Annotated in this window: 13 protein-coding genes; 5 read left to right on the plus strand and 8 right to left on the minus strand. The window is 70.2% G+C overall.

The window, feature by feature from the left end; genetic code table 11:
* Positions 1-217: 217 nt before the first annotated feature.
* The 4 genes from BCF44_RS50265 to ctaC form a co-directional block, all read right to left on the minus strand.
* Complete coding sequence (locus tag BCF44_RS50265) at positions 218-1429, minus strand: DUF1501 domain-containing protein (protein WP_116181701.1); 1212 nt, start codon at positions 1427-1429, stop codon at positions 218-220.
* Positions 1426-2706: a DUF1800 domain-containing protein gene (locus BCF44_RS50270; protein ID WP_116181702.1), complete on the minus strand. Its 1281-nt coding sequence runs from the start codon at positions 2704-2706 to the stop codon at positions 1426-1428. Before BCF44_RS50270 ends, BCF44_RS50265 begins: the two co-directional genes overlap by 4 nt.
* A gap of 196 nt (positions 2707-2902) precedes the next feature.
* On the minus strand, positions 2903-3301 hold the full coding sequence (locus BCF44_RS50275) for a cytochrome c oxidase subunit 4 (RefSeq protein WP_116181703.1): 399 nt from the start codon (positions 3299-3301) through the stop codon (positions 2903-2905).
* A gap of 10 nt (positions 3302-3311) precedes the next feature.
* On the minus strand, positions 3312-4217 hold the full coding sequence (ctaC, locus tag BCF44_RS50280; protein WP_116181772.1) for an aa3-type cytochrome oxidase subunit II: 906 nt from the start codon (positions 4215-4217) through the stop codon (positions 3312-3314).
* A gap of 298 nt (positions 4218-4515) precedes the next feature.
* On the opposite strand from ctaC, the gene asnB reads away from it, so the two are divergent.
* Positions 4516-6444, plus strand: a complete 1929-nt coding sequence (gene asnB / locus BCF44_RS50285; RefSeq protein WP_116181704.1) for an asparagine synthase (glutamine-hydrolyzing) — start codon at positions 4516-4518, stop codon at positions 6442-6444.
* A gap of 220 nt (positions 6445-6664) precedes the next feature.
* Here the strand turns inward: asnB and BCF44_RS50290 are convergent, their stop codons facing one another.
* On the minus strand, positions 6665-7600 hold the full coding sequence (locus BCF44_RS50290) for a carbohydrate kinase family protein (RefSeq protein ID WP_116181773.1): 936 nt from the start codon (positions 7598-7600) through the stop codon (positions 6665-6667).
* A gap of 160 nt (positions 7601-7760) precedes the next feature.
* Here BCF44_RS50290 and BCF44_RS50295 point away from each other — a divergent pair, with 160 nt between their 5' ends.
* The gene (locus tag BCF44_RS50295; protein WP_342775750.1) at positions 7761-7928 is read left to right on the plus strand and encodes a DinB family protein; all 168 of its coding nucleotides are present in this window, start codon (positions 7761-7763) and stop codon (positions 7926-7928) included.
* Between the two features lie 76 nt (positions 7929-8004).
* On the opposite strand, the gene BCF44_RS50300 is transcribed toward BCF44_RS50295, so the two are convergent.
* Positions 8005-8379 (minus strand): HesB/IscA family protein, encoded by a 375-nt coding sequence (locus BCF44_RS50300; protein WP_116181706.1) that lies wholly within the window; start codon positions 8377-8379, stop codon positions 8005-8007.
* 90 nt (positions 8380-8469) lie between these two features.
* On the minus strand, positions 8470-9576 hold the full coding sequence (locus tag BCF44_RS50305; protein ID WP_116181707.1) for a glycerate kinase family protein: 1107 nt from the start codon (positions 9574-9576) through the stop codon (positions 8470-8472).
* Between the two features lie 42 nt (positions 9577-9618).
* Between BCF44_RS50305 and BCF44_RS50310 the strand changes: the two genes are divergently transcribed.
* Together BCF44_RS50310 and BCF44_RS50315 are read left to right on the plus strand one after the other, a co-directional pair.
* Positions 9619-10284 (plus strand): DUF3043 domain-containing protein, encoded by a 666-nt coding sequence (locus tag BCF44_RS50310; protein WP_116181708.1) that lies wholly within the window; start codon positions 9619-9621, stop codon positions 10282-10284.
* A 68-nt stretch (positions 10285-10352) separates the two neighbouring features.
* Positions 10353-11339, plus strand: coding sequence for an aldo/keto reductase family protein (locus BCF44_RS50315; RefSeq protein ID WP_116181709.1), 987 nt, complete (start codon positions 10353-10355; stop codon positions 11337-11339).
* A gap of 65 nt (positions 11340-11404) precedes the next feature.
* On the opposite strand, the gene BCF44_RS50320 is transcribed toward BCF44_RS50315, so the two are convergent.
* A complete protein-coding gene (locus tag BCF44_RS50320; protein ID WP_116181710.1) occupies positions 11405-11599 on the minus strand; it encodes a hypothetical protein in 195 nt (64 codons plus the stop codon).
* Between the two features lie 23 nt (positions 11600-11622).
* Here BCF44_RS50320 and cobU point away from each other — a divergent pair, with 23 nt between their 5' ends.
* Positions 11623-12138 carry a bifunctional adenosylcobinamide kinase/adenosylcobinamide-phosphate guanylyltransferase gene (cobU, locus tag BCF44_RS50325; protein ID WP_116181711.1) on the plus strand — a complete coding sequence of 172 codons (516 nt, stop codon included), beginning with the start codon at positions 11623-11625 and terminating at the stop codon, positions 12136-12138.
* Positions 12139-12145: the final 7 nt, after the last annotated feature.

Below are 12145 nucleotides of genomic sequence, written 5' to 3' on the forward strand. Positions count from 1 at the left end.
AGGACCTGGACGGAGCGGGCAAGAGGGGGACGTCCGGTCTGCACAACACACCACCTGACTCAGACGGGGTGTTGCAACAACCACCTGACTTCAAGGGGCTTTCCCTGCGTTGAATGCAGGGAAAGCCCCCTTCCATGCGTGGAGCCTGAGCGGGCGGGGCTTGCTCGGGGCTGAGGGGCCGGGCAAGCGCCGCCCGCGGTCTAGGCGGCCAAGAGGGTCATGTGGCCAGCAGGCCGCTGACGGTGTTGTCGTGGCCGGACAGGACCTTGCCGGGGTCCTCGCCCAGGACGTCCCGCAGCATGGTGGCGTAGACGTCGCGGAAGTCCGTGCTCTCCTTGAGGTCCCCGTTGTCCAGGTCGGTGAGGCTGGGCTGCTCCCCGAAGAAGAAGCCGCCCTTGACCGAGCTGCCGATGACGAAGACCGGCCCGGCGGTGCCGTGATCGGTGCCGTCGCTGGCGTTCGCGCCGACCCGCCGCCCGAACTCGGAGTACACGAGCACCACGACCTGCTTGCCCCGGTCGGTCTTGCTCATCCGGTCCACGAACGCCGACAGCGCCTGGTCGAGCTCGGTGAGCAGCCGCTGCTGCGTGCCCTTCTCGTCGGCATGGGTGTCGAATCCGCCCAGTGACACCGAGTACGCCCGCGTCGGCGCGCCCGCCTCGACCAGCCCGCCGACGACGTCCAGCTGCGCCGCCAACTGCCCGGTGTTGCCCGCCTTGGCGTTGTCGGGCTTCATGTCCGGCCCCAGCTTGGTGGCGGTGGTGTGCAGGTCGGCGATGGACCGAGCGACCCTCGCCTGGTCCGGCAGCTCCCCCGACTGTGGTTGCCCCATCAGGGAGAACGACTTGCCGAGCGCGCCGGTCGGCAGCTTGAGACCGGCCACGGGCAGCGTCGCGCCGGCGGCCCGCTGCCCGGCCATCAGCGGCGGCAGCACGGGTTCGATCGCCACGGCCCGCAGCGGGTCGTCGCCGGTCACGTCCAGCCACCGCCCCAGCCACCCGGTCTGCTGCGGGGTGTCCGGCGACGCGGTCTGCCAGATCGCCATGGACCGGAAGTGGCTGTGGTCGGGCTTGGGGTAGCCGACCCCGCGCACGATGGCCAGCCGCTTGTCGTCCCAGAGGTTCTTCAGCCCCTTCATACCGGGGTTGAGGCCCAGCCCGTCGCCGAGATCCAGCACCTCGTGCGGCTGGTACGCCAGATCCGGCCGCGCCTTCTGGTACGCCGGATCCGAGGCCGGGATCACGGTGTTCAGGCCGTCGTTGCCGCCGTAGAGCGTGCACACGACCAGCACGCCGGCGTCCGGGCGCAGCGGGTTCTGGGCGGCGGCGGTCATCAGGTCGGACCAGGTGACTGCGGTGGCCCCGCCGGCCAGCGCGCCCGCGCCGACGACGCCGCTGGCGATGATGAAGCCGCGTCGGCTGATTCTCATTGGCTCACCACGTATTCCGGCGCGCAGGCCGCCATCGCGACCAGCTGCGCCCCTTGGATGCCGGCCAGCGCCGCGGTGCTCCGCTGACTCCACGTGTCGACGCCGAGCGCCTGCCCGGCGGCCGCGGCGGTGGTGACGTGCGCCACGTCGGCGTGCTCGGCGATCAGCTGCGCCAGGTGCAGCCGGGCCAGCCCGGCCGACGTGGTCAGCCAGGACTGGGCCGCCGGCCAGCCGCCCACACTCGGCGGCTCGAACGGCACCTGTCCCAAGCCGCGCAGGCCCGCCTCCAACTGCGTGACCGGCAGCTTGGACGGCTGCACGCCCAGCACCCGCATCAGGCCGACCGCCCACTCCACCGGCTGCTTGACCAGTGTCGTCGCCGGGTCCCGGAACGCCGGTTCGGCCAGCACGGCCCGCAGCAGCCCCCCGATGGACCGCTGCGGACCGTAGCCCGCGACCAGCCGGTCCAGCGCGTCCGCCGGCGGCGGGGTGGCGCTCACCAACCGGAACCACATCCGGCCCGCCACGAAACGCGGCGAGTCCGGACGATTCAGCACGATGTCGACAAATCCATCGGCGTCGAGATTTCCCGTGATTCCCAACACGGTCTTGCTGCCGTTGTCGTGTCGTTTGGGTACCAACGAGGCCACGCCGGTGGTGCGGTTCACCGTCCAGCCGGTGAGCGCCCGGGCGGCCTCGCGCACGTCGGTCTCGGTGTAGCGGTCCACGCCGAGCGTGAACAGCTCCATGAACTCCCTGGCCAGGTTCTCGTTGGCCGCGCCCACCTTGTTCTGCTCGCCGTCCAGCCACACCAGCATGGCCGGGTCGACGATCATCGCCTTGGCCAGCGGGGTGAAGTCCCCGCCGCCCATGCTCCGGAACGATTGGTTCTGGCGCAGCATCAGGTGGGCGCTGTGCACCTTCTGCACGCTGGTGGCGAAATGCCCGTGCCAGAACCAGGTCAGGCGCTCGGGCAGCGCGGACGCGGTGCCGGCCATCCGGTCCAGCCACCACTGGGCGGCCGCAACCTGCTGCTGGCGCAACGTCTTCTGCCGCTGCTTGCGCTCGGCGGTGCTGGCTTTCTGTTTGCCGCCAACGGGTGCGGGTTCCGCGCCCAGGTCCGGCAGCGGCGTGGTGTCCGGCGTCTGGGCCAGCACGTGCTCGCACGCCGCCGCAAACCCGCCGGCAGCGAGCGTGTCCAGCTCGCCCGGTCGGGGACCGAACCCGAAGCGGTCCAGCAGTCGCCGGGTGGCGGCTCGGTCGTCTAATTGCGGCACACGGAGATCGTGCGCGAAAACGGCCCCGGACAGAATGCCCGGGGCCGTTCGCTCAGTAGGTCTTCAGGTGCGGCCACGCCGGTGCCTGGACCGCAGGCTCATGTCGATCGAGTCTGTTCATCGATCGACATGAGACAAGGGAAGGCAGCGGCGCGGCCGCACCCCGCGCAGAACGCGCGGGGACAAGCACAGCTTCTCACTCGTGGTTGGGACCGGTGTGGTACTCGAACACCAGACCGCCCACGGAGATCAGGATCAGCACCACCATGATCACGATCATCCACACCTGGAAGAACGCCAGCGACAGCGCGCCGATCGCGGCGGACAGCGCGATGGCGAACGGCCAGTAGCTGCCCGGGCTGAAGAAGCCCAGCTCGCCGGCGCCGTCGCTGATCTCCGCCTCGGTGTCGTCCTCCGGACGCTCCGGGATGCGGCGGGCCACGAACCGGAAGTAGGTGCCGGTGATCAGGCACAGGCCGCCGGTCAGGGTGAGCGCGACGATGCCGACCGGCTCCTTGGCCCACACGCCGTAGACCACGGCCATGATGAAGCAGAAGCCCGCGACGATCTCGAAGATCCTGGATTCAATCTTCATCGGTGGTTCCTCAGCTTCCGGTCCGCGAGGTGCGGTCCGTGTTGAACGGGTGCGTGGTCGTGGCCTGCGGGGCGCACAGGTCGCCACAGTTCATCTCGGCCAGCGCCTCGGCCGCGGTGTACGGCTTGCCCGTCTTGGCGTTCAGCTTGGTCCGCAGCTGCATGTACTGCTGGAACTCCTCGTCCGGCAGCGCCCGCACCTCGAAGTTCATGCCCGAGTGGTACGCGCCGCACAGCTCGGCGCAGTGGCCCACGAACGCGCCGGTCTGGTCGATCGTGTTCTGGAAGGACGAGTCCTGGTTGTTCTTGTCCGGGTCCGGGAACACGTCCCGCTTGAAGTTGAACGCCGGCACCCAGAACGAGTGGATGACGTCCGTCGACAGCAGGTTGTACTGGATCCACTTGTTCGTGGGCAGCACCAGCAGCGGGATCTCGCTGCTCGACCCGACCGTGGACACCGGGTTGCCGTCCGGGGTCTTGTAGTCGTCGTACTTGAACTCCCAGTTCCACTGGAAGCCGATGACCTCGACCGTGACGTCCGGCTTGTGGCTCTTGTCCGTGACGTAGTTCTCGGTGGTGGCGGTGAAGTAGAACAGCACCGCGACGATGACCACCGGGATGACCGTGTAGACGATCTCCAGCGGGTGGTTGTACTGCAGCTGCTTGGGCAGCTCCTCGCCGCGCTTGCGGTGGAAGACCACCGGCCACAGGATCAGGATCGCGACGATCAGGCCGACGACGAGCGCGGCGATCACCGACCCGGTCCACAGGTCGCGCATCGAATCGGCCTGCGGCGTGATGCCCTGCGGCCAACCGAAGCGAAGGACCTCGTCGGTCGAACAGCCGCTTGCGGCAACCGCGACCAGGCCGGCAAGCCCGGCGAGTTTGGCGACCCGTGCTTTCCGGGAGCCCTCCATCAGGCGCACTGCTCGCTGCCTCCTCGGTGACGGGCCTCTGGCGTGATCCCACGCCAGCCGCTGCTCAGCAGCGGTGACGGCACCCCGCCGTCAGTCAGACCGGAGCCTAACCCAGGCGGTTCTCGGCCACCGTTCGGGGGTGATCGCAACGGGGTCGCCGGGCAACGACCGGCCGGGCTGCGTCGTCCACCAAGCGGTAACGGCACGATGCGCCGGTCGGCCGCCGGGCCGCCATGGGCATACTGGGCGGCGACCCCCGGTGCGGTAGTGCCCTGTCGATGAGAGGTGCGTTCAGGACGTGTGCGGGCTGCTTGGACTGATCTGTCCCACTGAGAGCGCGGCCGCGGCCGCGCGTCCGGCGCTGACCGGGGCCCTGCGCTGCCAGCGGCACCGCGGCCCGGACGAGGTCGCCACCTGGCAGGGCGGCGAGGTCGTGTTCGGCTTCAACCGGCTGGCCATCATCGACCTGGAGCACTCCCACCAGCCGCTGCTGTGGGGCCCGCCCGGGCAGGAGAACCGCTACGCGCTGGCCTTCAACGGCGAGATCTACAACTACATCGAGCTGCGGGCGGAGCTGATCGAGCGGTTCGGCGCCCAGTTCCACACCGACGGCGACAGCGAGGTGATCGTCGCCGCGTACCACTTCCTGGGCCCGGCGGCGGTGTCCCGGCTGCGCGGCATGTTCGCGTTCATGATCTGGGACAGCGAGCGCCGGACCATCTTCGGCGCGCGCGACCCGTTCGGCATCAAGCCGCTGTACTACGCGTCCGGCCCCGGTGGCATCGCCATGTCCAGCGAGAAGAAGAGCCTGCTGGAGCTGGCCGACACCCTGGGCATCGAGCCCAAGCTGGACCGCCGGGCGCTGCAGCACTACCTGATCCTGCAGTACGTGCCCGAGCCCGAGTCGCTGAACACGCACATCCGGCGCATCGAGTCCGGCACGTCGTTCACCTTCTCCCCCGGCGGCGAGATCGTCACCGAGCGGTACTTCACGCCGAAGTTCCGCCCGCGCGTGATGCACGGCCCGGCCGACGCCACCAAGCTGTACGCCGACATCGCCGACGCGCTGCGCGACTCGGTGGCCAAGCACATGCGCGCGGACGTGACCGTCGGCTCGTTCCTGTCCGGCGGCATCGACTCCACCGTGATCGCGGCGCTGGCCAAGGAGCACAACCCGGACCTGATCGCCTTCACCACCGGCTTCGAGCGGGCCGGATTCTCCGAGGTGGACGTGGCCGCCGAGTCGGCCGCGGCGATCGGAGTGAAGCACGTGGTCCGGACCGTGTCGGCGGCCGAGATGATGGAGGCCGTGCCGCTGATCACCTGGTATCTGGACGATCCGGTGGCCGACCCGGCGCTGGTGCCGCTGTGGTTCATCGCCCGCGAGGCCCGCCAGCACGTGAAGGTGGTGCTGTCCGGCGAGGGCGCGGACGAGCTGTTCGGCGGGTACACGATCTACCGCGAGCCGCTGTCGCTGGCGCCGTTCGAGAAGGTGCCGGGCGCGCTGCGCAAGGCCATGGGCCGGGTCTCCACCCGTATCCCCGAGGGCGTGCGCGGCAAGGACCTGCTGCGCCGCGGCGCGCTGACGCTGGAGCAGCGCTACTACGGTAACGCGCGCATCTTCCGCGACGACCAGCTGCGGTCGGTGCTGCGGACGTACAGCTCGTCGGTGACGCACGCCGACGCCACCGCCAAGCCGTACCGCGAGTCGGTGGACTGGGACCCGGTGAGCCGGATGCAGCACGTGGACCTGTTCACCTGGCTGCGCGGCGACATCCTGGTCAAGGCCGACAAGATGACCATGGCCAACTCGCTGGAGCTGCGGGTGCCGTTCCTGGACCACGAGGTCTTCAAGATCGCCTCACAGGTTCCGATGGAGCAGAAGATCACCCGCGAGACCACCAAGTTCGCGCTGCGGCGGGCCATCGCCGACATCATCCCGGCGCACGTGATCAACCGGCGCAAGCTGGGCTTCCCGGTGCCGATCCGGCACTGGCTGCGCGAGGACATGCACCCCTGGGCGCTGGACATCGTGCGCCAGTCGCAGACCGACCACCTGATCGACAAGCAGGCGGTGCTGGCGATGATCGAGGAGCACCGGACCGGCGGCATGGACCACAGCCGCCGCATCTGGGCGCTGCTGATGTTCATGATCTGGCACGGCATCTTCACCGAGGGCCGGATCAAGCCGGTCATCCCGGAGCCGCAGTACCCGGTCCGCCTGTGACTTTGCCGCGCGTTCCGCGCGGGGCGAGGTCGCTCTGATCCGGCCTCTTCGCCTAGTCCGGGAAAATCGCTGAAAAGACGCGATTTTCCCGGCCCGCGACTCCAGAGACCGGCGCGACCTCGCGGCCCTGCCGGCCTGAAAAGGCCCCGTCCAGGTGGACGGGGCCTTTTTCTGCCTGAAACCTACATTCGGTGTGTCTGTGAGCGCGACTCGCGGGGGCTCAGGCGGGGAGGATGGCGGCGACCTCGGTGGCGGCCTCGGGGCCGAAGGCGTCGGAGAGGCGGCTCAGGGCCTTGACGCGGTCGAAGGCCCACTCCTGGGGGCCGTTGACCTCCAGGACGTGCACGGCGACCAGCGCGCCGAGCTGGGCGGCACGCTCCAGGCCCAGGCCGCAGGACACGGCGGCCAGGAAGCCGGCGCGGAAGCCGTCGCCGACGCCGGTGGGGTCGACCTTGGCCAGCTCGGGCACGGCCGGCACCTGGAGCGCGCCGACCTCGCGGCCGACGATCTCCACGCCCTTCTCGCCGAGGGTGGTGACGCGCATCTCCACCTTGTCCAGGATCTCGGCCTCGGTCCAGCCGGTCTTGCGGAGCACCAGCTCCCACTCGTAGTCGTTGCTGAACAGGTACTTCGCCCCGACGACGAAGCGGCGCACCTGGTCGCCGTCCATCCGGGCCAGCTGCTGCGACGGGTCGACGGCGAAGGCCAGGCCGCGCTGCCGGCACTCGTCGGCGTGCTGGATCATCGCGTCGGGGTCGGTGGGGCTGAGCAGCACCAGGTCCAGGCCGCCGACGCGGTCGGCGATGGCGCCGATCTCGACCATGCCGGTCTCGGCCATCGCGCCCGTGTAGAACGAGGCGATCTGGTTCATGTCGTCGTCGGTGGTGCACATGAACCGGGCGGTGTGCTTCAGGTCGGACACGTAGACGGACTGGCAGTCCACGCCGTGCCGCTCCAGCCAGGCGCGGTAGTCGTCGAAGTCCTTGCCGACGGCGCCGCCCAGGACCGGCCGCTGCCCCAGCACACCCATGCCGAACGCGATGTTCGCGCCGACGCCGCCCCGGCGCACCACCAGGTCGTCGACCAGGAAGCTCAGCGACACGCGGTCCAGCCGCTCGGCCACCAGCTGCTCGGTGAACTTGCCCGGGAAGTGCATGAGGTGGTCGGCGGCGATACTGCCGATGACAGCGACGGGCACTGTGGTTCTCCCCGATCTCGACTGGTCGGCCACCCGGTCGGGTGGACTGTTCCGGGTTCGAAAGACTACCGATTGGTAACGGATACCGATGGGGTGTCCCTCGACCTACGGTCTTGTCGTGACCACCCCAGAACCCGTTTCACTGGATCAGCTCATCGACGACTGCGCCGACATCCCGGGCGCGCTCCGGCAGCTGGTCCGCCCGCTGCCGTCCCCGCGCCAGGCCGCCCCGTGGCGGGTCGACGAGACGTGCGTCGCCCAGGTCAGCGGCCTCGACGACTACTGACACGCGAGAAGGGCCGCCTCCGAGGGAGGCGGCCCTTTCAGCCCAAGGGGCTCGTTCAGACTCCAAGCTCGTTCGATCAGTGGAACGAGTCGCCGCAGGCGCACGAGCCGCCCGCGTTCGGGTTGTCGATCGTGAAGCCCTGCTTCTCGATGGTGTCCACGAAGTCGATCGTGGCGCCCTGGAGGTACGGCGCGCTCATCCGGTCCACGGCCACCTTCAGGCCGTTGAAGTCGCGGAGCAGGTCGCCGTCGAGGCTGCGCTCGTCGAAGAACAGCTGGTAGCGCAGACCCGCACAGCCACCGGGCTGGACGGCGATGCGCAGGTGCATGTCATCGCGCCCCTCCTGCTCGAGCAGCGCCTTGGCCTTGCTGGCAGCGGTGTCGGTGAGCTCGACGCCGTGCGTCTGCTCCTCGACCGGCGTGCCCTGCGAGGCGGTGTCCTGGACGGTCATGGCTCTCCCTCGACGTCCTGCGTAGTCCTGTCCTTCACGGTCCAACGCAGAACGGGTCGACGTTCATTCCTCACCCCATGGTGACACAGGTCAGCGGGCATTTGCTCCGGACCACTGCGCCGCCACGTCCGCCGCAAGGGCGGCCAGCGTGCCGGCCGGGTCGGCCATCGCCGCCGGCACCGAGCCCGCGTGCTCGGCGACGGCGTAGGACTGCTCGACGCCGACCGCGCCGGCCTCGCGGCGGCCCACGCTGACCTGGCCGGCCAGCACCAGGCAGGGGATGCCCCGCTCGGCCGCGCCGGCGGCCACCGCGGTGATCAGCTTCCCGCGCAGCGACTGCCAGTCGAAGCTGCCCTCGCCGGTGATCGCCAGCCGGGCCCGGTCCAACGCCTCGTCCAGCCTCGTCAGCGTCCTGACCAGCGAGGATCCGGACGTGAACTCGGCGCCCAGCGCCAGCAGCCCGGCCCCCAGGCCGCCGGCGGCGCCCGCGCCGGGCCGGTCGCGCACATCACGTCCGGCGGCCGCGAGCACGTCCGCCCACCGGGTCAGGCCGGCCTCCAGCCGGTCCACCGCGGCCGGGTCGGCCCCCTTCTGCGGACCGAACGTGTTCGCCGCCCCGTGCCGTCCGAGCAGCGGGTTCTCCACGTCGGACGCCGCGACGAGGGCGATCCCGACCTCCGGCAGCTCGGCGTCGGCCGCCCGCGCCAGGTCGGTGCCGCCGGGCCCGATCGGGGCTCCTGTGTCATCGCTCACGTGCCCGCCGAGGGCCCTGATCAGACCCGCGCCGCCGTCGGTGGTGCCGGAGCCGCCGAGCCCGACGACCGCCGTGCGCATGCCGGCGTCCCGGGCGGCGACGATCAGCTCGCCGACGCCGTACGTGGTGGACGTCTCCGGGTCGCGGCGCTGCGTGAGGTGCAGACCACACGCCTGCGCCGATTCGATGTAGGCGGTGCCGTCGTGGGCGAGCCACTGCGCGTGCACCGGCTGCCCGAGCGGACCGGTCACCCGCGCCTCGTGCAGTTCGCCGCCGAGAGCGCCGTGCAGCACCTCGACGAAGCCGGGTCCGCCGTCGGCGAGCGGGCGCAACAGGAGTTCGTCGGACGGCGCGGTCCGGCGCCAGCCGGCGGCGATGGCCTCCGCGGCCTCGCGGGCGGTCAGCGTGCCGCCGAAGCAGTCCGGTGCGACGAGTACGCGCATGGCGCTGAAACTACCTCTGGTGGCCTGGCTTACCCTGGTGACGTGAGGTTCTTGCGCCGCAATTCAGCCGACGACGCCGCCGCTCAGGACGAGGCGGTGGACATCGCCACGGAATCCGACCTGGCGAAGGGGCAGACCGCGCGCAAGGGCCGTCCGACGCCGAAGCGGATCGAGGCCGAGGGCCGCCGCCGCGGCCCGGTGCCGCCGCCGCCCCGCACCCAGCGCGAGGCGATGAAGCGCAACCGCGACCTGCGGCCGAAGCTGACCCGCGAGGAGCGCGGCAAGGCGCAGAACGAGCGGCGCGAGCGCATGATGGCCGGCGACGACGCGTACCTGATGCCCAAGGACCGTGGCCCGGTCAAGGCGTTCGTCCGGGACGTGATCGACTCGCGGCGCAACTTCATGGGCCTGTTCATGCCGATGGCGATCCTGGTGCTGGTGTCGTACTTCGCACAGGTGGCGGTGCCGGCGATGGGCCTGGTGCTCCAGGAGTACGTGATGCTGGCCTGCCTGGTGTTCCTGCTGGCGATGGTCGTCGAGGCGATCATGCTCGGCCGGCTGGCGACGCGGCTGGCCCGAACCAAGTTCCCCAAGGAGACCATCGGCACCGCCAGCATGGTCTGGTACACGTTCACCCGGGCCAGCCAGGTGCGCCGGCTGCGGGTGCCGCGGCCGCGGGTGCGGCCGGGCGAGACCGTCTCGGTCTGAGATCCCGCCCCACGAGATCCGGGGCCATTAATTAGCTGATCTAACTAACGACGTCTAGGCTTCGGGACATGGAGTTTCGTCGCCTGGGCCGCAGCGGCCTGTCGGTAAGTGAGATCTCGTACGGCAACTGGATCACCCACGGCTCCCAGATCGAGCAGGATCAGGCCGTCAAGTGCGTGCACGCCGCGCTCGACGCCGGCATCACCACGTTCGACACGGCCGACGTGTACGCCAACACCAAGGCCGAGTCGGTGCTCGGCGAGGCGCTCAAGGGCCAGCGCCGGGAGAGCCTGGAGATCCTCACCAAGGTCTTCTGGCCGACCGGTCCCGGCGGCCCCAACGACCGCGGCCTCGGCCGCAAGCACGTGCTGGAGTCGATCAACGGCTCGCTGAAGCGGCTGGGCACCGACTACGTCGACGTGTACCAGGCGCACCGGTTCGACCGGACCGTGCCGCTGGAGGAGACCTTCCTCGCCTTCGCCGACATCGTGCGGCAGGGCAAGGCGCTCTACATCGGCGTCTCCGAGTGGAACGCCGACCAGATCACCCGCGGCGCGGCCGTCGCCCGCGAGCTGAAGGTGCCGTTCATCTCCAACCAGCCGCAGTACAACATGCTGCACCGGGTCATCGAGCCGCAGGTCATCCCGACCAGCGAGCGGGAGGGCCTGTCGCAGATCGTGTTCTCGCCGATCGCGCAGGGCGTGCTCACCGGCAAGTACCTGCCGGGCCAGCCGGTGCCGGAGGGCTCGCGGGCCACCGACGCCAGCGGCAAGAACTTCATCTCCCGGCTGCTGCTCGACGAGGTGCTGGAGAAGGTCCAGCAGCTCAAGCCGATCGCCGCCGACGTGAACCTGTCGCTGGCCCAGCTGGCGGTGGCCTGGGTGCTGCAGAACCCGAACGTCGCCTCGGCGATCATCGGCGCCAGCCGGCCGGAGCAGGTGGCGGAGAACGTCAAGGCCGCCGGCGTGAAGCTGGACGCGGAGATCCTGGAGCGGATCGACAAGGTCCTGGAGGGCACGGTCCGCACCGACCCGATGCTGACGCAGTCTCCGTGATTCGCAGGGAAGGGGGCTTTCCCTGCGCTCGATGCGGGGAAAGCCCCCCTTCCCTGCATCGAGGGTCAGGGCTTGAGGCTCATAGGCCCGTAGACGACCTCGTCGCCGTCGAGGAGCGTGACCTGGGTGACGTCGATCTCCGCGAGGTCGGTCCAGGTGGCGCTGAGCCAGTCCTCGGCGGCGGCCTGGTCGTCGAACGCGACGTCCGGGCCGGTCACGTCGAGGCCGTCGTCGTCCTGGTAGTGCCATCGCAGCGCCATGCGCAGACGGTAACGTCCGGCCGGTGACGTCACGGACACTGGTGCTCGGCGGCGCCCGCTCGGGCAAGTCGGCGCACGCCGAGGGGCTCGCGGGGGACGTCGTCACCTACGTGGCGACGGCGCGGCGCGACCCGTCGGACGCCGAGTGGCAGGCGCGGATCGCCGCGCACGTGGCCCGCCGGCCGGCCGCGTGGTCGACGGTGGAGACCACGGATCTGCCCGAAATACTGGGGAAAGTCCCGGAAACGGTGCTCGTCGACGACCTCGCGACGTGGCTGACGGGCGTGCTGGACGACACCGGCGGCTGGGATGGCCCGGTGGACGGGGCCCGCGCCCGGTGTGACGAACTCGTCGAAGCGGTGGCGCGACGCCACTGGCCGCTGGTACTTGTGTCCGCCGAGGTCGGGCTGGGAGTGGTGCCCGCGACCCGCTCTGGCAGGCTGTTCCGCGACGAACTGGGCTCGCTGAACGCGAGGCTGGCGCAGGTGTGCGACGAGGTGCTGCTGCTCGTGGCCGGCCTGCCGCTCCGGCTGAAGTGAAAGGACG

Origin of the sequence: Kutzneria buriramensis, from assembly GCF_003387475.1 — a bacterium.
Classification (GTDB): Bacteria; Actinomycetota; Actinomycetes; order Mycobacteriales; family Pseudonocardiaceae; genus Kutzneria; species Kutzneria buriramensis.